Source organism: Altererythrobacter sp. MTPC7 (genome assembly GCF_042851395.1).
Taxonomy (GTDB): domain Bacteria; phylum Pseudomonadota; class Alphaproteobacteria; order Sphingomonadales; family Sphingomonadaceae; genus CAJXSN01.
In genome coordinates this window covers 126,872-149,833 of record NZ_BTGS01000005.1, presented here as the reverse complement: position 1 = coordinate 149,833, position 22,962 = coordinate 126,872, and the positions used below count along the sequence as shown (strand labels likewise).

The window sequence follows — 22,962 nt, the reverse complement described above, 5'->3', positions numbered from 1 at the left end:
ATGGCCCGTCAGAAGTCGATCTGCGCACGCACGCCGAAGACATCGACGTCGTAATCGGTGTCGCCGCCCGCTGCGGCCACGGCCGCATCGGTGTAGGAAAGCTTACCGTAATTCGCGAGCAGCATGGTGTAGTTGGTCGGCTTCCAGACGAGGCTGACGAAATAGCCGTCCTGCTTCCCGCCGAAGACGCCCGCATCGTTCAGGTCGAGGTGGTCGTAACGAAAATTGGCCTGGATCGACCCGATGCCGCCGTCGCCGACGGGGCGGACCGGCTTGGTCCGGTCGAACTTGCCGCCCTTGTAACCGCGGGTGTCGCCGGCCGTCAGGAAATAGCCGATCTCGGCATAGCCGCCGAAGAAGCCGGGATCGTTCGCCGCGCCGGGCAGGTTGACGTTCTGCCAGTACCCTTCGGCCACTGCGTGGAACGGCCCGGAAATGACCGCACCTTCCGCGCCGAAGCCGAATTCGCTGCTGGCCCCCAGATTGCCGGTGTTGACGAAGCGCTCCGAGGTGAAATGGACCAGCGGGCGCTGGCGATACCGCACGCTCGAGCCTGCCTCGAGGTCATTGTAGTGGACCGATGCACCCAGGTGCAGCACGCTGCCAGCGAGGCGCGGATTGAACACGACGCGGCCATCGGCGCCCCAGTTCCCGCTAGGCAGGTCTTCCATGTTGTCCGTAAATACGCCCGTCTGGACGAGCATGGTGTCGCTGCCGAATTCCGCCGCGACGCCGACCCGGCGCTCGAAACCGAAGGCATCGGTGAAGGCCGCGCGTTCGATGAAGCTGGTGTGCAGCGAACTGGTCAGCTCTTCGAGCGACTGGAAGGTGTTGAACTGCCCGACCGTGATGGTCGCGGCGCCGGCATCATAGGCGATGAGGGCATCGGTGACGGCGATGTCGTTGCCGGCAAAGTCGGCTTCGAACTTGTAGCCGAAACCGCCCGGCATGTCGCCCGACGCACCCAGCCGGATGCGGCGTGCCTCGCTGCCGAACCCGTCATCCGCGCCGGTCGAGGACGGCGCATCGACGAAGCCTGCATCATATTGCAGGCGGCCGCGCGGCTTGAAGCTCCAGCCGCCCTGGCTGATTTCAGGCGCGCCGCCGAACTTCACGTCCGTCGCTTCTGCAATCGGGTCCTGCGTGGCTGCTGCCGGTGCGACTGCGACCTGCGCAGATGCAGGCGATGGCGGAGTGGCCGCGTTTTGGGCTGCCTGCAGTTCGCTTTCGAGCGTTTCGATTCGCTGGGCCATGGCGTCCATCCGGGCGCGCATGGCGGCAAGCTCGTCCTGCAGGGTGGAGGGGGTCTGGCTGCCGGCAACCTGCGCGGCGGCAGGTGCGGCAGGAAGCAGCGCAGCAGACATCGCTGCGGCGCAGATACCGTGAGTGAGTTTCATGATGTGTGTCCGATCCAAAAGACGCGGTCGTCTCTAATCGGGTCTCATGACACTTGTGTGACAGGCTGTAGCAAAACCTTCGCGCAGCGGCGCATGGTTGCCGCATGGAGGTTTCAATTGTAACGGCCTTGGACCGACTTCCCCAGCAAGGATCCTCCCCATGCGTATTGGTTGCCCGACCGAGATCAAGAACCACGAATACCGCGTCGGCCTGACGCCCGAGAGTGCGCGCGAGCTGACCCATCGTGGCAACGAAGTATGGATCCAGAGCGGTGCCGGCATGGGCATCGGCGCGACGGACGAGGAATACAATGCGGCGGGCGCGACCATCGTCGACGGACCCGATGCGATCTTTGCCGAGTGCGAGATGATCGTGAAGGTCAAGGAACCGCAGGCAGAGGAACGCGCAAAGCTGCGCGAGGACCAGATCCTCTACACCTACCTCCATCTCGCCCCCGATCCGGACCAGACGAAGGATCTGGTCGACTCGGGCGTGACGGCGATTGCGTATGAAACGGTCACCGGTCTGGGCGGGCGCCTGCCGCTCCTCACCCCGATGAGCCAGGTGGCGGGCCGCATGAGCATCCAGGCCGGGGCCAATGCGTTGGAGAAGGCGCATGGCGGGCGCGGCGTCCTGATCGGCGGCGTTCCGGGCGTCCTGCCGGGCAAGGTCGTGGTGATCGGCGGCGGCGTTGTCGGCTTCAATGCGGCGCAGATGGCCGTGGGCCTGGGCGGTGATGTCGAGATCCTGGACCGCGATCCCGACGTGCTGGAAAAGGTCGGCACCTTCTTCGAAGCGCGCGCCAGCACGCGGTTCTCGAACAAGACGAATCTCGAGGATTCGCTGAGGCAGGCCGATCTGGTCATCGGCGCGGTCCTGATCCCGGGCGCTGCCGCGCCCAAGCTGGTCAGCCGCGAAATGCTGTCCGAGATGAAGCCCGGCGCTGTGCTGGTCGACGTGGCGATCGACCAGGGCGGCTGCTTCGAGACCAGCAGGCCGACGACCCATGACGACCCGACCTATGTGGTGGACGATATCGTCCATTACTGCGTCGCCAACATGCCCGGCGCCGTCGCGCGCACCAGCACCTATGCGCTGAACAACGTGACCCTGCCCCATGCGCTGCGCATGGCGAAGCTGGGCTGGAAGGAAGCGATGCGGGAAAACCCATTCCTCGCCGAGGGGCTGAACGTCCACAAGGGCGAGGTGACCTATGAAGCGGTCGCGACCGAGCTGGGCTACGACCACCGCCCGGTGACGGACGTACTGGCCTGACGCGTCAGGCGGCGCTGCGCCACTTGCGATAACGCCGCGCGCGCCGCGCCGCGCGGACCTGGTCGGCCAGCAGCGCCGCGGCCGCAGCCCCGCCATCTCCCGGCGGCTTGCCCCGCGCCATCCGCTCGATCTGCGCCTTGGTCAGGCCCATCACCGCAAGCCCGGCGAGGCTGCGGTTCTTCCAGTCGCACTCGGGCAGCGCGATGTCCGCATGGCGCCCCTCGCGCCAGTTTGCGGGCAGGTTGGGATCGGACGCCAATGCGCGGGCGATGCCGATGATTTCGACGCCGAAGCCATGCTCGTCTCTCGCCAGCGCGTCCTCTGCCGTGGACAGCCGGGTGATGCCGCCCGTCACCATGATCGGCATCGTCGCCACCTTCGCAATGTCGCGCGCGAAGGAAATGAAGAACGCCTCCCTCTCGCCGGTAGAGCCTTCCTGCGGATTGCCCTGCATGGCCGGGCTTTCGTAGTTTCCGCCGGACAGTTCCACGAAATCGAGCCGCTTGTCGTTCAGCCACCGGACCACCTGGCGCGCGTCTTCGAAGGCGAATCCGCCGCGCTGGAAATCGGCGCTGTTCAGTTTCACCGCGACCCCGAATTCCGGGTCCACCCGCGCCCGGACCGCATCGACGATCGCGAGGAGGAAACGCGCGCGGTTTTCCAGGCTGCCGCCCCATTCGTCGGTCCGGCGATTGGCCAGCGGCGACAGGAACTGGCTGACGAGATAGCCGTGGGCGCCGTGTATCTGCACCCCGTCGAAGCCTGCGGCCTGCGCCTGCTCTGCGGTATCGGCAAAGCGTTCGACGATGCGCTCTATTTCCGCCCCCTCCAGCGCGCGGACTTCTGCGAACAGCGAGGAAAACCTGCCGAGATCGAGCGCGACATCCGACGGGCCGACCGCGGTTTCGCCCAGCGACTTGTAGAGTTGCCGGCCCGGATGGCTGATCTGCAGCCAGAACTGCCCGCCGCCCGACTTGCCGACCTTCGCCCAGTTGACGAAGGGCGCAAGGTCGGTCCCCTTTTCCAGCACCACGCCGCCAGGCCCGGTCAGGGCGGACGGATCGACCATGACATTGCCCGACAGGATCAGGCCCGTACCGCCGCGCGCCCAGCGTTCGTAGAGGGTGAACAGCCGCTCGCCCGGATATTGCCCGGGCTGCTCCGCCAGGTTCTCCTCCATCGCCGCCTTGCAGATACGGTTCGGGATGCTGCTCCCATTGGGCAGCATCAGCGACCGGAACAGCGGGCTGTCATCATATTCGGCTGTCATTTCATCCCCCCATGAACGGCGCGGCGATGTCCGGCCGCACGCGCTGCGGACGCAGGGTCTCGCGGTCGAGCATGGCCCACGTCGTGTTCGCGCTGACGATTACCTTGCCGTGCGCGTCGCGAAAATCGACCCGGCGGTCGAACCGTGCGCCCTTCGGCTCGCCCGGAATGAAGGTTTCGCCCGTCACGCTTTCCCCCACCGCGATATTGCCCCGGTAATCGATTTCGTGCCGCAGCACGAGCCAGACATAGCGCGCCTTGTCCTCCGGCCGGGCAACCGCGTCCCAGTGCGCCGTCGCCATGTCCTGGATCCACTGAACCCAAACGGCATTGTTGACGTGGTCCATCACGTCGATGTGTTCGGGCAGCGCGGTAAAGGTCTTTTCGAAACGCATCAGCGGATATCCGTCGTCAGCTCGATATGTTCCAGCACCCAAGACAGGCCTTCCCGGCGGAACCTGTAGGCATTGCTCGGCTCGCGGTCGGCTCCGCGCGCAGTGAAGTGCGACAGGCCGCCGCGCTCGATCTCCCAGTCCTCTGTCGTTTCCATGAGGCGGGGCATCGACCCGGTCGGCTCGTCGTCCTCCAGCAGACCCGGCGGCAACCCTTCCGCCGCCGCGAACTGCCATTCGCCGAAAGGCTCCACGACCAGCAGCCTGACGGATCGCGGGTGACTGAGAGCATCCAGGACCACATCCTTCGTCAGCGGCGGCGGATAGTCGTCCACCTGCGGCAACATCTGTCCGGCAAAACCTTCGCGCACCGCCTGCCGGTCGTAACGCCGAAGCATCTGTTCGGGCGAGGCATCGAATTCGGTGAGCCTATCCAGGGCGAGGTGCGGAGACATCACGTACCAGGCTGTTGCCAGCACGGCGAGCGCGGCGATGGCCGCGCCCGACGCGATGACCACGGGCCGCTGCACGGCTTGCTCCGAACCTACTCTTCCAGACCCAGCTGCCACAGCAGGAATGCAAACTCTTCGGCGGTCTCATACAGACGGGTGAAGCGCCCCGACTTACCGCCATGGCCTGCGCCCATATTGGTCTTGAGCAGCAGCACATTGTCGTCCGTCTTCACATCGCGCAGCTTGGCAGTCCATTTGGCCGGTTCCCAATAGGTAACGCGCGGATCGTTCAGGCCTGCCGTAATCAGCAGCGGCGGATAATCCTGCGCGACCGTCTGATCATAGGGGCTGTAGCTGAGGATATAGGCGAACGCCTGCTTGCTCTCGATCGGATTGCCCCATTCGGGCCATTCGCCCGGCGTCAGCGGCAGTTCCGCATCCAGCATCGTGTTGAGCACATCGACGAACGGCACATGCGCCGCGACTGCGCCCCAGATATCGGGATCGGTATTCACCACTACGCCCATCAGCTCGCCGCCGGCACTCCCACCGCTCGCGCTGACCTTGCCCTTTTGCGTGTAACCTTTGTCGATCAGACCCTTCGCTACATCGACAAAATCGTTGAACGTGTTGGTCCGCTCATTGAGCTTGCCTTGCAAGTACCAGTTGCGGCCAAGATCGTCCCCGCCGCGGATATGCGCGATGGCATAGCGCATGCCCCGGTCGAGCAGGCTGAGGCGGCTGGAAGAGAAGCCGGGCGGCACGGCATAGCCATAGGCGCCGTAAGCATAGAGATGCAGCGGCGCGCCCATCGGCGTATCCTTGTGACTGACCACGCTGACCGGCACCTGCGTCCCGTCGCGCGCGGTCACCATCAGGCGCTCCGTCACATAGTCGGATTGCGTGTAGCCGCTGGGGATTTCCTGCTGTTTCAGCAATTCCAGAGTGCCGCTGGCGACATCGTAGTCATAGACACTGTCGGGCGTGACCATGCTTTCGTAGGACAGGCGCAGCTTGCTGACATCGTATTCGGGATTGTTGCTAAGGCCGGTAGAATAGCTGGCCTCGGGGAACGCGATGGGCGTGATCTTCGATGCGTCGGCGTAATCGCGCAGCTGGATCTGGTCGAGCCCGTCCAGCCGCCCCTCGGTGACGTAGAAATCCTTGTAGAGCTCGAACCCAGTCAGATAGAATTCGTCCGAGCCACCTATCAGCGTCGTCCACTCGCCCGGCGCGGAAAGCGGCGCGGTGGCGAGGCGGAAATTGACGTGGTCGTCATTGGTGTGGACGAACACCGTATCCTCGCGCACATCGACCGAATATTCGACGCCCTTCTCGCGCGCTTTCACCAGAATTTGCTCTCCGGCCGGATCGTCGGCGCGCACCAGCCGCACTTCGCTGGTTTCGTTGTCGCCGGTGGCAATGACCAGCCAGTCTTCCTGCGCTGACAACCCAGCGCCCACGCGGAAGCCTTCGTCTTCCTCGCGGAAAATCTCGACATCTTCGGAAACATCGGTGCCGACGCGGTGGAGGCGGACATTGTCCACCCGCCAGTTCTCGTTCGCCTTGCCGTAGGCAATCATCGTATCATTCGCGAGCCAGGTCAGGCCCGAAAGCGTTTCGGGGATGACATCGTCCAGCAGGGCGCCGGTCGCGATCTCCTTGATCCGGGCGGTATACCGCTCCGACCCGTCATCGTCGTAGGAATAGGCGATATAGCGCCCGTCATCGCTGACCGAGGCGGCACCGAGGCGGAAATACTCCTTGCCTTCCGCCAGTTCGTTCTCGTCGATCAGCAACTCCCGGTCGCCGCCTGCCACGGGGCGGCGGTAATGGATGCGGTATTCCTTCCCCTCGGCAACTTCCGACCAGTAGAGCCAGTCGCCATCCTTTTGCGGGACGGTGCTGTCGTCCTGCTTCACCCGGCCCTTCAGTTCCTCGAAGATGGTATCGACCAGCGCCTGGCGCGGGGCCATCTGAGCCTCGAAATAGGCGTTTTCGGCCTTCAGGTAATCCAGCACGTCCTCGTCGTCGATGGTCGGATAGGACTGGTCCTTCAGCCAGTGATAGGGATCGGAAATGGTGATCCCGTGGCGGGTAAAGGAATGGTCGCGCTTTTCCGCGATCGGCGGGGTCACGGATGTCGTATCGGTCACTTGTATAGGGCCCTCCTGGCCAAGCGCGGGACTGCCGGAAAACCCCGCAGCCAGCGCGAGGCAGGCTGCCGAACCGAGATGGCGGAATGTTTTCATGGTCGCGCTGGTCCTGTGTGTCGTCGGATTGAAAAACCGTGCTGCCTTGGACAGCCTTGCCGATGAGGCGTAAAGGCCCATGTCGAAGGCTACAAGATAGCAAAACCAGAGCAGGACCCGACACGATGCTGATGCAGACCCACGAAGCCCGCCTTTCCGCCCTTCGCGAAGAGCTGAAGAAACGCGACCTGGCAGGTTTCGTCGTCCCGATCAGCGACGAACACATGAGCGAATATGTCGGCGATTACGCCCAGCGCCTCGCCTGGCTGACCGGCTTCGGCGGCAGTGCGGGCAGCGCGGCGGTCCTTGCCCACAAGGCGGCGATCTTCATCGACGGGCGTTACACGGTGCAGGTGCGCGAACAGGTCGACGAGAAGCTGTTCGAATACCAGTCTGTGCCCGCCACCAGCCCGGCGAAGTGGCTTGCAGCAAACGCGCAGGAAGGCGACCGGATCGGCTATGACCCGTGGCTGCATTCGCGCGGCTGGGTGAAGACGACGGGCGACCTGCTGGCCGAAGCCGGTGCCGAGCTTGTCGCGGTCCAGAGCAATCCGCTCGACGCGGTATGGGCCGATCGTCCGCAGCCCAGCGCCGCCGCCGCCGCCATCCACGCCGATATCACCTCGGGCAGGAACAGCGCGGAGAAGCGCGGCGAAGTGGGAGAATGGCTCAAGGAGAACAAGCTCGACGCGGCGGTCATCAGCGCGCTCGATTCGGTCGCCTGGCTGCTGAACATTCGCGGCAGCGACATCGTGCATACCCCGGTGGCGCTTAGCTATGTGCTGGCCCATGCCGACGGCACGGCGGAGCTGTTCATCGCGCCCGAAAAGGTTACGCCCGAATTGCAGCAGCATCTCGGCAATGCCGTGACCCTGCGCGACCGGGCGGATTTCGAACCGGCGCTCGGCGGGCTGGAAGGCAAGCGGGTGGCGGTCGATCCGGAATACGGCGTCGCCGCGATCAGCCAGCTGCTGGAAGATGGCGGCGCGACCCCGGTGGCCAAGCGCGACCCCACCATCCTGGCACGCGCGGTGAAGAACCCGGTCGAGGCGCAGGGCCACCGCGACGCGCAGGCAACGGACGGCGCGGCTGTTTCACGCTTCCTGTGCTGGCTGGAGGCGAACGGCCCTTCGGGCGAGGTGGACGAGCTGGCGGCCGCGGCCAAGCTGCTCGAATTCCGGCAGGCCGACAGCGGTCTTGTCGATACGTCGTTCGACACGATCAGCGCCGCGGCGGGCCATGCCGCCCTGCCGCATTACAAGGTGGACGAGGACAGCAATATCCCGATCCCGCCGTCGAGTATCTACCTCGTCGATTCGGGCGGCCAGTATGTGCGCGACGGCAGCGCGGGCACGACGGACATCACCCGCACCGTCTGGATCGGCCCCGACGAACCGAGCGCGGAAATGAAGGACCGCTTCACCCGCGTGCTGAAGGGGCACATCGCCATCGCCATGATCACCTTCCCCGAAGGCACCAATGGCGGCCAGCTCGACAGCCTTGCCCGCCAGTTCCTCTGGGCTGCGGGCACGGATTACGCCCACGGCACCGGCCACGGAGTCGGCAGTTTCCTGTCGGTTCACGAAGGACCGCAGCGCATCGCCAAGATCAGCGGCGCGCAGGGCGGCACGCTGGAGCCGCTGCAGGCCGGCATGATCCTGTCGAACGAACCGGGCTATTACAAGGCCGGCGAATTCGGCATCCGGATCGAGAACCTGGTCCTGACCGAAGAGCGCCGTATCGAGGGCGCCGACACCCTTCCCGATGGGGGAACCTGGCTGGGCTTCGAAAACCTGACCTGGGTGCCGATCGACCGCACTCTGATCGAGCCTGCCCTGCTGACGGCGGATGAGCGCGGCTGGGTCGACAAGTATCATGCCGACACCCGCGCGCTGCTCGCGCCGCGCCTCGACGGCGAAGCGCTCAACTGGCTAGAGCGTCACACGCAGCCCCTCTGACATGCGTGCGCTCGAGAACGCGCTTTGACCAAAGCCCGACGTTCCCGTATTGTTCTCCTATCGCGAGTCGCGGCAGGAGATGAATGATGATCGGTTACGTTACCCTTGGCACCAACGACCTGCAGTCGCGTGCGAAGTTCTATGATGCCATCGCCAAGGAACTGGGCTTTGGCCGGATGATGGATTTCGACACGTTCATTGCTTGGGGAGAGATGGGCGGCGCCCCGGGCGTCGCGCTCACCCAGCCCTACGATGGCGGGGAAGCGAGCGTAGGCAACGGCACGATGGTCGCGCTGCAGGCGGACCGCCCGGAACAGGTCCAGCGGATCTACGACATCGCGCTGGAACAGGGCGGACAAGACGAAGGCGCACCCGGTCCGCGCGGCGATGACGGGTTCTACGCGGCCTATTTCCGCGATCTCGACGGTAACAAGCTCAATGCGTTCTGCATGGTGAAACCGGAATAGGCCGGCCAGTGGCACGACACCGCCGTTCAGCTTTGCGCACAGATGAATGAACGGCGGATAGCGATACAAACCGCGACACTTTACCCGCGATCCGGCAAACTCGTGTGACACACACCTCCTAGAACGGCATTTGTGAGTTGCGAATGCGGGCGGACCCTCTCCCCCCTCCCCTGCCGCCCGCTTCGCAGCTTGCGACTTTTGTCGTAACGGAGAAAATTACATGAAGACGTTCAACCCCAAGACCCCCAAGGCCATCGCCATCGGACTCGCATCGGCATCGCTGCTGGTCGGCGGCGTCGCCATTGCCCAGCAGGGCCCCGGCGACCGCGCCCCGATGACCCGTGACCAGATGGTCCAGAAGACCACCGAACGCTTTGCCAAGATGGACGTCAATGGCGACGGCCAGATCAGCACTGCCGATCGCGAGGCCCGGATGGCGCAGCGATTCGCCGAAGCGGACGCCAATGGCGACGGCGCGCTGACCCAGGAAGAAATGGCGAGCGCCCGCGAAGCGCGCCGCGCAGAACGCACCGAGCAGCGCGAGGCACGTGCCGCGGCCGGCGGCGGTGAAGAACGCATGGGCCGGCGCGGTGGCGGCAAGCATCACGGCAAGCGCGGTGGACGCGGCGGCTTCGGCAAGGCGATGATGGAACGCGCCGATACCGACGGCAACGGCGCAATCAGCCAGGCCGAATTCCAAGCAGCCGTGCTCGCTCGCTTCGACCAGGCGGACGCCAATGGTGACGGCACCGTGACCAGCGATGAACACCGCGCCGCACGCGAGGCGATGCGCGCCCAGCGCCAGGGCAGCTGACGGGAAGGCGGCGCAGATGACCGATCGATCAGTCCCCCCCGCGACGGACGCTGCGCCGCTGGTCCTGCTCGTCGATGACGAGGCAACCCTGCGCGAGCCCCTGGCCGAGTACCTCTCCGGCCAGGGGTTTCGCGTGTCCGAGGCGGAAAGCGCTGCCTCCGCGCGCACCGCCTTGCTGAACCACGCGCCGGACATCGCGCTGGTCGACATCATGATGCCGGGCGAGGACGGGTTGTCGCTGACCCGCCACCTGATCGAAAGCCGCGACGTTCCCGTCATCCTCCTGACCGCAAGGGGCGAGGCGACCGATCGCATCGTCGGGCTGGAAATCGGCGCCGACGATTACGTGACGAAGCCGTTCGAACCGCGCGAGCTGGTGGCCCGTATCCGCTCCGTCCTGCGGCGTTCCAGCCGCCCGGCCCAGCCCCAGGGCGGTGAGCCCGTCTATGAATTCGAAGGTTGGCAACTCGACCCGGTGAAACGTCGCCTGACCGATCCTGGCGGGGCCAGCGTTTCCATCTCCACTGCGGAATTCCGGATGCTGCGCGCATTCCTCGACCACCCGCTCAGCGTGATGAGCCGCGACCGCCTGCTCGACATGGTACAGGGGCGCGAGGCCCAGCTGTTCGACCGCGCGGTCGACAACCAGGTCAGCCGCCTGCGCCGTAAGATCGAGGCGGACAGCCGCGATCCGCAATTCATCCAGACCGTGCGCGGCGGCGGCTATCGCTTTGCCGCCGAAGTGCGCCGCATCGACGGACCGGTGGACTAGCGCCGGTGCGCCTCGTGCCTACCAGCCTGCGCGGTCAGACCCTGCTGGCCGTTGCCATCGCCCTCTTGGTGACGCAGGCGGTCACCGCTGTCCTTCTTTACCGCGCGGACGAAAACCGGCGGCAGGGCGATGCCCTGAACAGGGCTGCCATCAGCCTGCTGATCGGCGGCGAAAGCGCCGCCGCGGAACGGCGCGATCGTTCGGGGCGCGAGCGGATCGGCCGGGAACGGCGCGCACCGCGCGGCCCCTTCGGCCGCTCGCTGAGGCTGGAAGAAACCGCCGTGTTCACCGCTCTTCCCGGCGAATCCGCGAATGCATCGCTCGCTTCGGAACTGCGGGAAATCCTGTCGCGGCAGGGCATCGACCCCCATGCACTCGTCGTGGTGCGGCGGCGTGCGGGGACCGACCCCCTGCTGCGCGCGGCAGCCAGCCAGGACGCGCGCTTCGCCCGGCGCCCCGACTGGGAAAGGGCAGGACTGATCGTGGCCGCCATGCAGGCCGATCATGGCGGTCCGTGGCGCATCGCCCGCGCGGCGACCCCGGAACGCGAACCCGGCCGGGTCGGGGCCATCGTGCTGCAGACCAGCCTCCTGTTCGTCGTCCTGATGGGCGTCCTATTCCTGCTGCTGCGGCGGATAACCAATCCCCTGAGACAGCTCACGTCGCGCACGGAACGGTTTGCCGCGACGCAGCAGGCCGCAGCGCCCCTGCCTGCCACCGGTCCCGAAGACGTCCAACGTCTGATTACGGCGCACAACGCGATGGAATCGCGGATCTCCGCGCTGCTCGACGAGAAGGACGTCATGCTCGGCGCCATCGGGCACGATCTCAAGACGCCCCTTGCCGCGCTGCGCGTAAGGATCGAGGCGGTAGAGGACGACGACCAGCGTGGCCGCATGGCCGCCGGGATCGAGGACATCACCCGCTCGCTGGACGACATCCTCTCGCTGGCCCGCATCGGTCGCATTTCGGACGAACCCGAACGCGCCCAGCTCGGCGCGCTGGCCGCTTCCGTCGTCGAGGAGTTCGAGGACATGGGGCGCGACGTCCGGTTCGAGGCGGAGGCACAGGAGAGTGCCCCGGTCCATGTGACGTGGCTGCGCCGGGCGCTGCGCAACCTCGTCTCCAACGCCGTACGCTACGGTGACAGCGCGAAGGTGACACTGCTGCGGGACGCGGGCGATATCGTGTTTCGCGTCGAGGACGAAGGTCCGGGCATTCCTGCAGGCCAGCTCGATGCGATGCTGGAACCGTTTCGCCGGGGCGAGGCGAGCCGCAACCGGGCGACCGGCGGGGCAGGCCTGGGCCTGACCATCGCCCGCGCCGTGGCGGAGCAGCATCGCGGCCGGCTGGTTCTCTCCAACAGGCCCGATCGCGGCCTGCGCGCGGAAATCCGCATCCCTGCGGTTTAGCGCATCAGGCCGCCGATGATGTTGCGCACGAAGGCCGTGGCCCCGGTGCGCAGCGGGTCTACGCTCGACTTGCGGCCAAGGACCTTCGCAACCGCAATCGTAGCGAGAGAGCCTCCGGCCGCGCGCACCGCGCTCCGCCCCGCTTTCTCCCACAGCGACGTGCTCTTGCGGGACCTCTTGGCGACCTCTTCACGGCCCTTCTTTTCCACTTCTTCTGCAGTCTCGGCAGCGTCGGCAGCCTTTGCCGCGAGCACTTCCTCCGCGCTTTCCCGGTCCACCGTGTTGTCATACTTGCCATCGACCGGGCTCACGGAGCGGATGATCGCGCGTTCCTTCGCCGTCACGGGCCCCAGCCGGCTGCGCGGCGGCTTTATCAGGGTGCGCTGCACGATCGACGGCGCGCCATCTTCCATCAGGGTGGAGACCAGTGCCTCGCCCACTTTCAGCTCGGTAATCGCTTCCTCGACATCGAGATCGGGATTGATCCGGAACGTGTCGGCCGCCGCCCGGATCGCCTTCTTGTCGCGCGGGGTGAAGGCGCGCAGGGCGTGCTGGACGCGGTTGCCCAGCTGGCCGGCGACTTCGTTGGGAATGTCGATCGGGTTCTGGGTCACGAAAAACACGCCCACGCCCTTCGACCGGATCAGGCGCACGACCTGCTCGATCTTCTCTTCCAGCGCCTTGGGCGCATCGTCGAACAGCAGGTGTGCCTCGTCGAAGAAGAAGACCAGTTTCGGCTTTTCCGGGTCGCCCACCTCGGGCAGCGTTTCGAACAGTTCGGCCAGCAGCCACAGCAGGAACGTGGCGTAGAGCTTCGGACTGCGCATCAGCTTGTCGGCGGCCAGCACATTGATATAGCCGCGGCCCTTCTCGTCGGTTTTCAGGAAATCGTCGATTTCCAGCGCAGGCTCTCCGAAGAACAGGTCCGCGCCCTGCGATTCGAAGCTCAGCAACTGGCGCTGGATCGCGCCCACGGACTGCTTGCTGACATTGCCGTATTTGCCCGACAGGTCCTTCGCATTCTCTGCCGCCCAGGCGAGGATCGATTGCAGGTCCCCGAAATCGAGAAGCAGCAGGCCGTTGTCGTCCGCGTGGCGGAAAATGATCTGCAGCACGCCTTCCTGCGTTTCGTTGAGGTCCAGCAGGCGGGACAGGAGCAGCGGCCCCATCTCTGACACGGTCGTGCGGATGGGGTGGCCCTGCTCGCCGTAAAGATCCCAGAAGATCGCCGGATTGTCGGAATAGGCATAGTCGTCCATGCCCAGTTCCTTCGCCCGGCCCTCCAGCTTGTCCGCGTGCTTGAACGTGGGCGAACCCGCCATGGTCACGCCGGAGAGGTCGCCTTTCACATCGGCGACGAAGACCGGCACACCGTGGGCGGAGAAGCTTTCGGCCATGCCCTGCAGGGTCACCGTCTTGCCGGTCCCGGTCGCGCCTGCGATCAGGCCGTGGCGGTTTGCCCGCGACAGGTCGAGCGACTGGCGCTCTCCATTGGCGCCCAGACCCAGAAAAATTTCGCCCATGTCGTCTCTTCGCTCCCCGCTCGCGGTTTCCTTTTGCGTGGAGGACTCTATGGCAAAGCGAATGGTGGAGCGCCAACCCTTCGTTTTGCTGGACGATGCCCGCGTGGACGGGGCGGCGGATGCGCACGCCTATTCGGATGCGCGCGCCCTGTTCGTCGCCTACCGGCCGGACCAGGTCGAGGAAGTTCTGACGCGAGCGCGCAGAGCGCAGGCCGAGGGCGGCGGGACGCTGGCGGGATACATCGCCTACGAGGCGGGGCTGGCGCTGGAGCCGAAGCTGCAGCCGCTGGCGGCATCGCGCAGCGGCGCTGCGGGTCCGCTGGTCTGGCTCGGCCTGTTCGACCGGTGCGAGACGATGCCCGCGGCTGCCGTGCCGGAGTGGCTTGAAGCACGAGCCGAAGGCACCGCGACGCTCGGCCCGCTTGAGCCGCAGCTTTCACCGGGGGCCCATGCCGATGCCTTCGCAGCGCTGCAGGAAGCGATCCGGGCCGGCGACATCTACCAGGCCAATCTGACGCTGCCGCTGGCAGGCTCCTATCGCGGCGATCCCATGGCTCTCTATGCCGCGCTGCGTCCCGCCGCGCAGGCGGGTTATGGCGGCGTGATCTTCGACGGGACCGACTGGCTGCTCAGCCTCTCGCCCGAGCTCTTCGTATCGCTGAAGGACGGGACCGTCCGGGCCAAGCCGATGAAGGGCACGCGCCCCCGCTCCGCCGATCCGCAAACCGATGCCGCGCTGGCGCAGGAACTGGCCGCGTCGGATAAGGAGCGCGCCGAAAACCTGATGATCGTCGACCTGATGCGCAACGACCTGTCGCGCGTGGCAGAGCCGGGCACCGTTGGCGTCGACGAGCCTTTCAAGGTCGAACATTATCCCAGCGTCCACCAGATGGTGACGACCGTGACCGCCCGGCTGGACGATGAGCACGACGTGTTCGATCTGGTGCGCGCTATTTTCCCCTGCGGGTCGATCACCGGGGCCCCGAAGATCCGCGCCATGGAACTGATCGCCCAGACGGAACGCGATGCACGCGGTCCCTATTGCGGGGCGATCGGGCGGATCGATGCCGAAGGCGACGCCGCGTTCAATGTTGCCATCCGCACGCTGCGTCTGACCCCGATCGAGAACCGGCAGGGCCGCGCCGTACTGGGCGTCGGGGCCGGTATCGTCGCGGACAGCGCTGCCCTGCCCGAATGGCGCGAGACGATGGTGAAGGGCGGTTTCGCCCGCACCTCCACCCCGCAGGCCGGCGCAGCAGGGTTCGACCTGATCGAGACCATGCATTTGGATCCCGAGACCGGCATCGCGCTGCTCGAACGCCATCTGGAGCGCATGAAAGCGAGCGCGGCCGAGCTTGGCTTCACCTTCGACCGGCACGAAAGCCGCAATCGCATCCAGTCGCTTTGCTTCGACCTGGAAGATGCGGCGAAGGTCCGCCTGCTTGCATCGCGCAGCGGCGAGATCGCGCTGGAGGCCGCACCGCTGCCGCCTGTCCCGGACCGTCCGCTGAAATGCATCGTCCTGCCGCTGCCGGTCGATCCGGGGGACTTTCGCCTGCGGCACAAGACGACCGATCGCGGTTTCTACGAAGACGCGCTTGCCGCCGCGCGGGATGCCGGTGCGCACGAGGCGCTGTTCATCCGCGATGACGGCCTGTTGACGGAGGGCAGCTGGACCAGCCTGTTCGCGCCGCGGGACGGCACGCTGGTCACGCCTGCCCTGGACCTCGGCCTCCTGCCCGGCGTGCGCCGCGCGCAATTGCTGGATAGCGGCGATGCGGTGGTGGGCGAGGTGCGGATCGAAGACCTCGAAGACGGATTCAAACTCGCCAATGCCGTTCGCGGCCTGATGGATGCGGAGCTGCTGACGTGATCGATATCCTGTTCGAAGATGGAGAAGCGCTGGTCATCGACAAGCCTGCCGGCCTGCCGATCGAACGTCCGCGCAAGGGCGGTCCGTCGCTGGAGGATCACGTTGAGGAGCTGAAGCTGGGCTTCCAGCGCGCGCCGATCCCCGTCCACAGGCTCGACACCGATACCAGCGGGTGCCTGCTCCTCGCCCGCAATCCCAAGGCGCTCAAACGCTTCAACAAGGCGTTCGAGGAAAGGCTGCCGCAAAAGACCTATCTCGGCCTTTTGTCGGGGATGCCCGCCGAAGAAGAAGGCACCATCGCCCTGTCGCTGTCGAAGATCAGCAGCGCGGAAAAGGGCTGGCGAATGATCCCGGCGAAGAAGGGAAAGCCGTCGCTGACCCACTGGCGCCTGGTTCGCGGCGTCGAAGGGGGCGCGCTGATCGAGTTCAAGCCCGAAACAGGGCGCACGCACCAGATTCGCGTTCACGCAGCCTCGGGCCTGGGTTTCCCGCTTATGGGCGACCCGATCTACGGCAATGGCAGGGGTGCGGCGCGCACCATGCTGCATGCCAGCGCGCTGGTCGTGCCGCGCGAAGGAAAGCCGGACATCGTGGCGCACGCCCCGCTTCCTGCCGATTTCGCCCGGCTGGCAGGACCGGGTCCGGTGGAAATGGACAACTCGGCTGATGTCGCTGGTGATGCCGATGGATGACGGCCTGATCGCACGCGCCCATGCCCTTGCGGAAGAATCTTTCGTCGCAGGGTCGGGGCCGGGCGGGCAGAACGCCAACAAGGTCGCGACAGAGGTCCAGCTGCGCGTGAATGCCTACAAGCTGCGCCTCCCTCCGCCCGTCTTTGCGAGGCTGCGCAGCATTGCAGGCAGCAAGCTGACGGCGAGCGGAGACATCCTGATCACGGCGCGCAGTCACCGGACGCAGGATGCCAATCGCAGCGAAGCGCGTGAGAAGCTGGAAGACCTGCTGGAAGCGGCCCATCGCAAGCCGAAGAAACGGGCCCGCACGCGGCTCAACAGGGTCGGGAAGACGAAGCGGCTGAAGGCGAAGAAAGCGCGCGGCGAGGTCAAGGCGAAACGCGGGGCGGTCAGGCCGGGCAGCGACTGGTAGCCGGCACGTCGCCATCTCGCCTGGCTGCCCGCGCGACTAGGCGCCTGACCGCTTTGCGCTTGACTCGCAGGCTGCAATCGCCCAATTGCGCGCCCGACGTGGCGGCGTGCGCAAGCGCCGCCCGATTTATTTTGGCCGGCCTTACAGGTCACCGCAGCGGTCCCCGGACCCCGTAACGTTTACAGGAACTTCAAGATGGCGAAGCCAGCAACCGTCAAGATCAAGCTCGTCTCGACCGCAGACACGGGCTTCTACTACGTCACCAAGAAGAATCCCCGGAACATCACGGAAAAGATGTCCTTCCGCAAATACGATCCCGTCGCGCGCAAGCACGTCGAGTTCAAGGAAGCCAAGATCAAGTGATCCCGGCGGTCGGCTGACCGATCACCGCAGCGGACCTGAACGGCAGGAACCGTGTTCGGTCACCGACAGTTCAGCGCTCTGAGTTTACTTCCCGGAGCATGGACATGAAATCTTTCCTCAAACGCCCCACGGGCATCGCCGCTGCCGCAGCCTTCGCTGTCGCAGCCCCCGCCGCCATGCTCGCCGTACCCGCAGCGCCTGTCGCTGCGCAGGCGAGCAAGCTCGACGGTGCTGTCGCCGCGCTTCGCGGTATCTCCACCATGCGGGCGGATTTCACGCAGACCGACCGCAAGGGCCAGCGCATCGGCGGCGTGATGACGCTGAAGCGGCCCGGTAAGATCCGTTTCGAATACGAAAAGGGCGTGCCGCTGCTGGTCGTATCCAACGGCAAGTCGCTCACCCTGGTCGATTACGAGGTCAACCAGGTCCAGCGCTGGCCGATCAGCAATTCGCCCCTGGGCGCGCTGCTCGACCCCAATCGCGACGTGAAGAAGTACGGCAAGCTGATCCCGACCAGCGATCCCAACGTGATGAGCGTCGAGGTTCGCGATCCCAAGAAGCCCGAATTCGGCGTGATTACCCTCATCTTCACGAAGGACAGCGGTGCGCCGGGCGGATGGGAGCTGACCAACTGGGTTGCGCTCGACGCGCAGAACAATCGCACCACGGTTCGCCTGCGTAACCAGCGCTACGGCGTGTCGGTATCCGACTCGGCGTTCACCTACGAAGATCCGCGTCGCAGCAGTCGTCGCAAGAGGTGAACGTTTCAGCCGCCAGTTGAGTGTCTGCCGCGACAATCTGCGACAAGTCATTCACCTGATGGAAAGCGGGGGGTTAGTATTCTCCAACTTGCAAGACGATAGAGCGGCGGGTTTCCCCCCTGTTGCCCTGCCCTCGATACCATCGCCTTGCATCAAGCGTGACGAACGCTGACAAGGAACCCTCGCACCAATGCCCCCGGTGCGGGGGTTTTTTGTCGTGAAGCGCAGGCTCCGGCCACTGGACCGGCGCGCATGGCTTCCCTACCTGCATGGGCATGGTTTCTGTCACTACCTGGAACATCAATTCCGTCCGCCTGCGCATGCCGATCGTCGGCCAGTTCCTGCGCGAACACCAGCCCGACGTCCTGTGCCTGCAGGAAATCAAGTGCCAGGAGGATCAGTTTCCCTACGAAGCCTTCCGCGAACTGGGTTACGAGCATTTCGCCGTGCACGGGCAGAAGGGTTATCACGGCGTCGCGACGGTCGGGAAAGTGCCGTTCAAGGAATTTTCCCGTCACGACTGGCAGGACAATGGCGAGGCCCGCCATATAGGCGTCGAACTGACCGCCGGCCCCGGCGCGAAAGGCGGCGTGGGCACCGTCATCGAGAACGTCTACGTCCCCGCAGGCGGTGACATCCCCGACCGCGAGCGGAACCCGAAATTCGGACAGAAGCTCGATTTCCTGGAGCGCATGACGCGCTGGGCCGATACGGTCGATCGCCCCTCCCTGATCGTGGGCGACTTCAACATCGCCCCGCTGGAAAGCGACGTATGGAGCCACAAGCAATTGCTGAAGGTCGTGAGCCACACGCCGCTGGAGGTGGAGACGCTGCAACGCTTCATGGATGCCCATGGCTGGTCCGATATCGGACGCGAGCACATCAAGGCGCCAGAGCGTTATTATTCCTGGTGGAGCTACCGCTCGAAGGACTGGCGCAAGGGCGATCGCGGACGGCGGCTCGACCACATGTGGGCCAGCCCCGAACTCGCCGCGCAGGCCACCGCGCACAGCGTCTTCGAAGATGCGCGCGGCTGGGAAAAGCCGAGCGACCATGTTCCCCTGACGACAGAGTTCACCTTCTGAACGCGGCAGCGTCTTCGGGGCCGTCGGCATCGCGGCGGACGGCGCAGGCCATCGACGCCTTGCGCCATGGCTGGCCGCTGGCAGTCGCCATGGCCGGACAGGGTGAGCCTGTCATCCTGCAGCCGGTCGAAACCGCGGCGCAGGCCGCGCTCCACTGCCGCACCCTGCTGATATCTTCCGCCCGCGCCGTCACCCTCAAACTCGCCAACCAGCGCGAGGCTGCCGCGCCGCACGAACCCGTGATGATACGCGGCGCGGACGGGTTCGACCTGCGCAGCGCCACCGCGATCGCCGATCCGGCGCTGGACCTCGCCAACCCGCTGAAGGGACCGTTCCGGGCAGAGCCTCTCGCATGGCGCGAGGAGGCTGCGGCAACGATGGAGCTTGCCCGGATTGCCGGCATCCTGCCCGCCTTCATGGTATCGCCCGATCACGCGGCGGAGTCCCAATCTTTCGATCCGGCGGACCTCGCCGCCTGGAACGATCCTGTGCGCCTGTCCATTGCCGCGCGGGCCCGCCTGCCGGTCGCCGCGGAGGACGACAGCGAGATCGTGGTCTTTCGCAAACCCGATGACATGCGCGAACATTGCGCCCTGATCGTGGGGCGGCAGATGGCAGGCCGCACGCCGCTCGTCCGTCTGCATTCCGAGTGCCTCACCGGCGACATCCTGGGCAGCCTGAAATGCGATTGCGGCCCGCAACTGGACGCGGCGCTTCATGCCATGGCCGAAGAGGCGAAAAACGGAGGCTACGGCGTCCTCCTTTACATGCGGCAGGAGGGACGCGGCATCGGGCTCGTCAACAAGATGCGGGCCTATCGCCTGCAGGACCAGGGTTTCGACACGGTGGAGGCGAATGAAAGGCTGGGCCTGCCTGACGAATCGCGCGATTTCGACACCGCCGCGCGCATGCTGCAGTTGATGGGTATCGGCGACATTCGCCTGATGACCAACAATCCCCGCAAGGTGGATGCACTGGGGGCTGCAGGCGTGACGATTACGGAGCGCGTGGCGCATCAATTGCCTGACAATCCCCATAATGCGAGATATCTTGCCACCAAGCGGGACAGGTCAGGACACTTGCTGACATGACGATTCGCATACGCGCAGAACGGGATGGCGACGCGCCCGCCATTTTCGCGCTGACGAAAGCAGCGTTTCACGAGGCACCGCATGCCGATGGCGACGAAGCGGAACTGGTGGACCGGCTGCGGGACAGCGGCGATCTGGCGCTGTCACTGGTGGCGGTCAACCAGGACAAAGCCATTATCGGCCATGTCGCGTTCTCGCCTGTCTCCATTTCCGGCGCGCCGGGACAGTGGTACCAGCTGGCCCCAGTATCGGTCATGCCGATGCGGCAGAAGAGCGGCATCGGATCGCGTCTTGTCGAAGCCGGATTGGCGCAGCTTGCCGAGCGCGGAGCCGCAGGCGTCGTGCTGGTCGGCGACCCGGCCTATTACTCGCGGTTCGGGTTCACGCAGGATCACAGTGTGTCCCTCGACCCGGAAATGGACCCGTTCCTGCAAGTCACCTTGCTGGAGGCATCCGCGATCCCCACCGGCAAGCTCACACTGGCACCCGCCTTCGGCTAGAGCCTGCGGGCCAGGGCTTGCCCCATGCGTACCGGGCTCCCGGCCTTCAGCCCTTCGTCGAAGGCAACGCGGTCTTCCTCGAACAGGAGCACCACGGTCGAACCGAGGAGGAAGCGGCCCATCTCGTCACCGGCTTCGTAGCGCTGGCTGCCCTCGCGACCCTCGCCATGGACGGCGCGGATCAGTTCCTTGCCATGCGGTTCGACCCGGCCACCCCAGACCGTCTCGATCCCGGCAACGATCATCGCCCCCACCATGACGCTGGCCACGCTACCCAGCTCGGTATCGAACAGGCAGGCGAGCCGTTCGTTGCGCGCGAACAGGCGCGGGACTCCGGCGGCGGTCTCGGTATTGACCGAGAAAAGATCGCCGGGAACATAGGTCGTTTGCGCCAGCCGCCCCGCAACCGGCATGTGGACCCGGTGATAATCGCGGGGGCTGAGATAGATCGTGGCGAAATGGCCATGCTGGAACTTCGCCGCCGCGTCCGTATCGCCGCCCAGCAGTTCGGTAGCGGTATATTCATGGCCCTTGGCCTGGAAAATCCGGCCCTTTTCGATCTTCCCGAGCTGGCTGATTGCCCCGTCGGCGGGGCTGAGCACATGCCGTTCGGCATCGGCCAGCGGACGTGCGCCGGGTTTCAGGGACCGGGTGAAAAAGTCATTGAAACTGTCATATCTTCCCAGCGGCCGCTCCGCTTCGCTCATGTCGATGCCGTAGGTGCGGGCGAAGCGTTCGATCAGGCGGTCACGCAGCCAGGGCCGCCGGCTTCCCGCGAAACGCCCTGCAAGCCGGGACAGGGCATGCTGCGGCACGGCGTGCTGCAGGCGAACGAAAGGGCTGGTCATCGAAGCTGGCTATCCTTGCTGCCGCGGCGGTTGATCGAACTGTGGCGCACCGCCGCATCGCGTGCGGACTGGCAGGCGACGCAGGTTCGCACGCCGGGCAGAGCTGCGCGGCGTTTTTCCGGGACAGGCTCTCCGCACTCGTCGCACCACTCCGCGCTCGCGCCTTTCGGCAGGCGGGAACGCGCGGCCCCGACCGCATCGTTGATCGTGTCGTCTATCTGATCTTGAATGGCGCCATCGCGCGCCCAGCCACCGGCCATGCCTTGCTCCTTTTCCCTTCCAACGGATGCGGGGGAGCAGGCGTTCCTGAGGGTGGTGTCTCAGCGAAGTTCGTAACGGGTAATCCCGGCGCCGATCGTGTTGTCTTCCACCGTGACATCGCCCGCGCCCCAATCGGCGACGAAGGCCGACTTGCGCGACAGGCCCGGCACGAAGCGGGCATCGTTGCCCGCGATCAGCAGGTCGTCCGTCGGGTTCTCGCGCCCCTCGGGGGATACCGCGATGAAGGCCGAGTAATTTTCCTTGTCCCGGCCCTGGACGAACCAGTTATTGGTGATCTGGCCCGCGCTGCCGCTTGGCAGGTCGATCATGTAATTGGTGGAAGACCCTGCGGAATCGTCGAAGCTGGAGGCCGCGACATCGGTGCGGACGGCGCGCGACTTCACGTAATGCCCGCCGCTGCCCCGCTCGAAGCGGCTGCGCGTGATCCGCAGATGCGGGACGCGGCCGACATAGATCGAATGCGCGCAGCCGCCTGCACCTTCGCACGTGCCGAGGCCGGAGAAGGTGGACCGGTCGATGACGATGCGGCTGGGCATTCCATTCGCCGTCAGAATGCCCTGCTGGCTGTCGAGGAACCAGCTCTGCGTGACGGTCAGATTGCCGGTTTCCAGCCGGATTCCGGCGCCGTTGTAATCGGGCACGGCCATGTTCTTGAAGACGAGGCCTGCGATACTGGCATTCTCGCCCCGCAGGACCAGCGCCGCCTTGCCCTCGCAGGTGGCGCCGTCGAAGATCACCTCGCCCGCATTGCTGGCGAGATAGGACACCGATCCGCCCTGCTGCACCGCGCATTCGCGGTAGGTCCCTGCGCGTATCGCAATGCTGCCCTGCCCGTTGCCGATGGCATCCACCGCCTGTTGCAGCGAGCCGAACCCCCGCCCCGTTTCGACCACCGTAAACGGCGCACTCGACGGCTGCGCGAGCAGCGCTGCCGCCGGGATCAGGGCGACGGCCGCGGCGGCAATCATGCCACCCAGCAGGATGGACGGGCGGCCGAGCGAGCCGTGCATGTCGGGTGCAAACGAACGGGAGGCAGGATTTTCCATGGACGCAGGCGTAACCGAAAAAGGT

General features: G+C 65.6%; 23 protein-coding genes. 14 read left to right on the top strand and 9 right to left on the bottom strand.

What is annotated here, in order from left to right; translation table 11 throughout:
• Window positions 1–8 precede the first annotated feature (8 nt).
• Window positions 9–1,397, bottom strand: a complete 1,389-nt coding sequence (locus tag ACGHJ7_RS06185) for a porin (RefSeq protein ID WP_390475474.1) — start codon at window positions 1,395–1,397, stop codon at window positions 9–11.
• 160 nt (window positions 1,398–1,557) lie between these two features.
• Here ACGHJ7_RS06185 and ald point away from each other — a divergent pair, with 160 nt between their 5' ends.
• The gene (gene ald / locus ACGHJ7_RS06180; RefSeq protein ID WP_390475472.1) at window positions 1,558–2,673 is read left to right on the top strand and encodes an alanine dehydrogenase; all 1,116 of its coding nucleotides are present in this window, start codon (window positions 1,558–1,560) and stop codon (window positions 2,671–2,673) included.
• A gap of 4 nt (window positions 2,674–2,677) precedes the next feature.
• Here the strand turns inward: ald and ACGHJ7_RS06175 are convergent, their stop codons facing one another.
• From ACGHJ7_RS06175 to ACGHJ7_RS06160, 4 genes are read right to left on the bottom strand one after another with little or no spacing between them, the layout of a single operon-like run.
• On the bottom strand, window positions 2,678–3,943 hold the full coding sequence (locus tag ACGHJ7_RS06175; RefSeq protein WP_390475470.1) for an NADH:flavin oxidoreductase/NADH oxidase family protein: 1,266 nt from the start codon (window positions 3,941–3,943) through the stop codon (window positions 2,678–2,680).
• 1 nt (window position 3,944) lies between these two features.
• A complete protein-coding gene (locus ACGHJ7_RS06170; RefSeq protein ID WP_390475468.1) occupies window positions 3,945–4,337 on the bottom strand; it encodes an acyl-CoA thioesterase in 393 nt (130 codons plus the stop codon).
• On the bottom strand, window positions 4,337–4,864 hold the full coding sequence (locus tag ACGHJ7_RS06165; protein ID WP_390475467.1) for a hypothetical protein: 528 nt from the start codon (window positions 4,862–4,864) through the stop codon (window positions 4,337–4,339). Before ACGHJ7_RS06165 ends, ACGHJ7_RS06170 begins: the two co-directional genes overlap by 1 nt.
• Before the next feature lie 14 nt (window positions 4,865–4,878).
• On the bottom strand, window positions 4,879–7,038 hold the full coding sequence (locus ACGHJ7_RS06160) for a S9 family peptidase (protein WP_390475466.1): 2,160 nt from the start codon (window positions 7,036–7,038) through the stop codon (window positions 4,879–4,881).
• Window positions 7,039–7,163: 125 nt separating this feature from the next.
• Here ACGHJ7_RS06160 and ACGHJ7_RS06155 point away from each other — a divergent pair, with 125 nt between their 5' ends.
• The 5 genes from ACGHJ7_RS06155 to ACGHJ7_RS06135 all read left to right on the top strand — a co-directional run bounded on the left by ACGHJ7_RS06155 (window position 7,164) and on the right by ACGHJ7_RS06135 (window position 12,461).
• Complete coding sequence (locus ACGHJ7_RS06155) at window positions 7,164–8,996, top strand: aminopeptidase P family protein (protein WP_390475464.1); 1,833 nt, start codon at window positions 7,164–7,166, stop codon at window positions 8,994–8,996.
• Between the two features lie 86 nt (window positions 8,997–9,082).
• A complete protein-coding gene (locus ACGHJ7_RS06150; protein ID WP_390475617.1) occupies window positions 9,083–9,463 on the top strand; it encodes a VOC family protein in 381 nt (126 codons plus the stop codon).
• A gap of 220 nt (window positions 9,464–9,683) precedes the next feature.
• Complete coding sequence (locus ACGHJ7_RS06145) at window positions 9,684–10,277, top strand: EF-hand domain-containing protein (RefSeq protein WP_390475461.1); 594 nt, start codon at window positions 9,684–9,686, stop codon at window positions 10,275–10,277.
• A gap of 16 nt (window positions 10,278–10,293) precedes the next feature.
• On the top strand, window positions 10,294–11,049 hold the full coding sequence (locus tag ACGHJ7_RS06140) for a response regulator (protein ID WP_390475459.1): 756 nt from the start codon (window positions 10,294–10,296) through the stop codon (window positions 11,047–11,049).
• 5 nt (window positions 11,050–11,054) lie between these two features.
• Window positions 11,055–12,461, top strand: coding sequence for a sensor histidine kinase (locus ACGHJ7_RS06135; protein ID WP_390475456.1), 1,407 nt, complete (start codon window positions 11,055–11,057; stop codon window positions 12,459–12,461).
• Here the strand turns inward: ACGHJ7_RS06135 and ACGHJ7_RS06130 are convergent.
• Window positions 12,458–14,035, bottom strand: coding sequence for a helicase HerA-like domain-containing protein (locus tag ACGHJ7_RS06130; RefSeq protein ID WP_390475615.1), 1,578 nt, complete (start codon window positions 14,033–14,035; stop codon window positions 12,458–12,460). The two genes, ACGHJ7_RS06135 and ACGHJ7_RS06130, sit on opposite strands and share 4 nt — an antisense overlap.
• On the opposite strand from ACGHJ7_RS06130, the gene pabB reads away from it, so the two are divergent.
• The 8 genes from pabB (at window position 14,034) to ACGHJ7_RS06090 (ending at window position 20,761) form a co-directional block, all read left to right on the top strand.
• Window positions 14,034–15,857, top strand: coding sequence for an aminodeoxychorismate synthase component I (gene pabB, locus ACGHJ7_RS06125; RefSeq protein ID WP_390475453.1), 1,824 nt, complete (start codon window positions 14,034–14,036; stop codon window positions 15,855–15,857). The two genes, ACGHJ7_RS06130 and pabB, sit on opposite strands and share 2 nt — an antisense overlap.
• Complete coding sequence (locus ACGHJ7_RS06120; RefSeq protein WP_390475451.1) at window positions 15,854–16,549, top strand: RluA family pseudouridine synthase; 696 nt, start codon at window positions 15,854–15,856, stop codon at window positions 16,547–16,549. The genes pabB and ACGHJ7_RS06120 overlap by 4 nt, the downstream gene beginning before the upstream one ends.
• Complete coding sequence (gene arfB / locus ACGHJ7_RS06115; RefSeq protein WP_390475612.1) at window positions 16,542–16,961, top strand: alternative ribosome rescue aminoacyl-tRNA hydrolase ArfB; 420 nt, start codon at window positions 16,542–16,544, stop codon at window positions 16,959–16,961. Before ACGHJ7_RS06120 ends, arfB begins: the two co-directional genes overlap by 8 nt.
• A 195-nt stretch (window positions 16,962–17,156) precedes the next feature.
• Window positions 17,157–17,324, top strand: a complete 168-nt coding sequence (rpmG, locus tag ACGHJ7_RS06110) for a 50S ribosomal protein L33 (protein ID WP_366960010.1) — start codon at window positions 17,157–17,159, stop codon at window positions 17,322–17,324.
• A gap of 98 nt (window positions 17,325–17,422) precedes the next feature.
• Entirely contained in the window at window positions 17,423–18,085 is a 663-nt protein-coding gene (locus ACGHJ7_RS06105) for an outer membrane lipoprotein carrier protein LolA (protein ID WP_390475449.1), read from the top strand.
• 275 nt (window positions 18,086–18,360) lie between these two features.
• Entirely contained in the window at window positions 18,361–19,170 is an 810-nt protein-coding gene (gene xth, locus ACGHJ7_RS06100; RefSeq protein ID WP_390475447.1) for an exodeoxyribonuclease III, read from the top strand.
• 50 nt (window positions 19,171–19,220) lie between these two features.
• Window positions 19,221–20,261 carry a GTP cyclohydrolase II gene (ribA, locus tag ACGHJ7_RS06095; RefSeq protein ID WP_390475611.1) on the top strand — a complete coding sequence of 347 codons (1,041 nt, stop codon included), beginning with the start codon at window positions 19,221–19,223 and terminating at the stop codon, window positions 20,259–20,261.
• On the top strand, window positions 20,258–20,761 hold the full coding sequence (locus ACGHJ7_RS06090; protein WP_390475445.1) for a GNAT family N-acetyltransferase: 504 nt from the start codon (window positions 20,258–20,260) through the stop codon (window positions 20,759–20,761). The genes ribA and ACGHJ7_RS06090 overlap by 4 nt, the downstream gene beginning before the upstream one ends.
• Here ACGHJ7_RS06090 and asd read toward each other — a convergent pair.
• The 3 genes from asd to ACGHJ7_RS06075 are packed head-to-tail and all read right to left on the bottom strand — an operon-like array spanning window position 20,758 to window position 22,937.
• Window positions 20,758–21,609 (bottom strand): archaetidylserine decarboxylase, encoded by an 852-nt coding sequence (gene asd / locus ACGHJ7_RS06085; RefSeq protein WP_390475442.1) that lies wholly within the window; start codon window positions 21,607–21,609, stop codon window positions 20,758–20,760. The two genes, ACGHJ7_RS06090 and asd, sit on opposite strands and share 4 nt — an antisense overlap.
• Window positions 21,606–21,869, bottom strand: coding sequence for a DksA/TraR family C4-type zinc finger protein (locus tag ACGHJ7_RS06080; RefSeq protein ID WP_390475440.1), 264 nt, complete (start codon window positions 21,867–21,869; stop codon window positions 21,606–21,608). Before ACGHJ7_RS06080 ends, asd begins: the two co-directional genes overlap by 4 nt.
• A gap of 60 nt (window positions 21,870–21,929) precedes the next feature.
• A complete protein-coding gene (locus tag ACGHJ7_RS06075; RefSeq protein WP_390475438.1) occupies window positions 21,930–22,937 on the bottom strand; it encodes a right-handed parallel beta-helix repeat-containing protein in 1,008 nt (335 codons plus the stop codon).
• Window positions 22,938–22,962: the final 25 nt, after the last annotated feature.

Excerpts from the sequence above, each read along its gene's own strand:
- ACGHJ7_RS06075 (WP_390475438.1), bottom strand. The coding sequence starts at position 22,937 with ATGGAAAATCCTGCCTCCCGTTCGTTTGCACCCGACATGCACGGCTCG.
- xth (WP_390475447.1), top strand. The coding sequence starts at position 18,361 with ATGGTTTCTGTCACTACCTGGAACATCAATTCCGTCCGCCTGCGCATG.
- ACGHJ7_RS06150 (WP_390475617.1), top strand. The coding sequence starts at position 9,083 with ATGATCGGTTACGTTACCCTTGGCACCAACGACCTGCAGTCGCGTGCG.
- rpmG (WP_366960010.1), top strand. The coding sequence starts at position 17,157 with ATGGCGAAGCCAGCAACCGTCAAGATCAAGCTCGTCTCGACCGCAGAC.
- ACGHJ7_RS06170 (WP_390475468.1), bottom strand. The coding sequence starts at position 4,337 with ATGCGTTTCGAAAAGACCTTTACCGCGCTGCCCGAACACATCGACGTG.
- ACGHJ7_RS06140 (WP_390475459.1), top strand. The coding sequence starts at position 10,294 with ATGACCGATCGATCAGTCCCCCCCGCGACGGACGCTGCGCCGCTGGTC.
- arfB (WP_390475612.1), top strand. The coding sequence starts at position 16,542 with ATGGATGACGGCCTGATCGCACGCGCCCATGCCCTTGCGGAAGAATCT.
- asd (WP_390475442.1), bottom strand. The coding sequence starts at position 21,609 with ATGACCAGCCCTTTCGTTCGCCTGCAGCACGCCGTGCCGCAGCATGCC.
- ald (WP_390475472.1), top strand. The coding sequence starts at position 1,558 with ATGCGTATTGGTTGCCCGACCGAGATCAAGAACCACGAATACCGCGTC.
- ACGHJ7_RS06160 (WP_390475466.1), bottom strand. The coding sequence starts at position 7,038 with ATGAAAACATTCCGCCATCTCGGTTCGGCAGCCTGCCTCGCGCTGGCT.
- ACGHJ7_RS06175 (WP_390475470.1), bottom strand. The coding sequence starts at position 3,943 with ATGACAGCCGAATATGATGACAGCCCGCTGTTCCGGTCGCTGATGCTG.
- ACGHJ7_RS06185 (WP_390475474.1), bottom strand. The coding sequence starts at position 1,397 with ATGAAACTCACTCACGGTATCTGCGCCGCAGCGATGTCTGCTGCGCTG.
- ACGHJ7_RS06155 (WP_390475464.1), top strand. The coding sequence starts at position 7,164 with ATGCTGATGCAGACCCACGAAGCCCGCCTTTCCGCCCTTCGCGAAGAG.
- pabB (WP_390475453.1), top strand. The coding sequence starts at position 14,034 with ATGGCAAAGCGAATGGTGGAGCGCCAACCCTTCGTTTTGCTGGACGAT.
- ACGHJ7_RS06080 (WP_390475440.1), bottom strand. The coding sequence starts at position 21,869 with ATGGCCGGTGGCTGGGCGCGCGATGGCGCCATTCAAGATCAGATAGAC.
- ACGHJ7_RS06145 (WP_390475461.1), top strand. The coding sequence starts at position 9,684 with ATGAAGACGTTCAACCCCAAGACCCCCAAGGCCATCGCCATCGGACTC.
- ACGHJ7_RS06090 (WP_390475445.1), top strand. The coding sequence starts at position 20,258 with ATGACGATTCGCATACGCGCAGAACGGGATGGCGACGCGCCCGCCATT.
- ACGHJ7_RS06105 (WP_390475449.1), top strand. The coding sequence starts at position 17,423 with ATGGACATGAAATCTTTCCTCAAACGCCCCACGGGCATCGCCGCTGCC.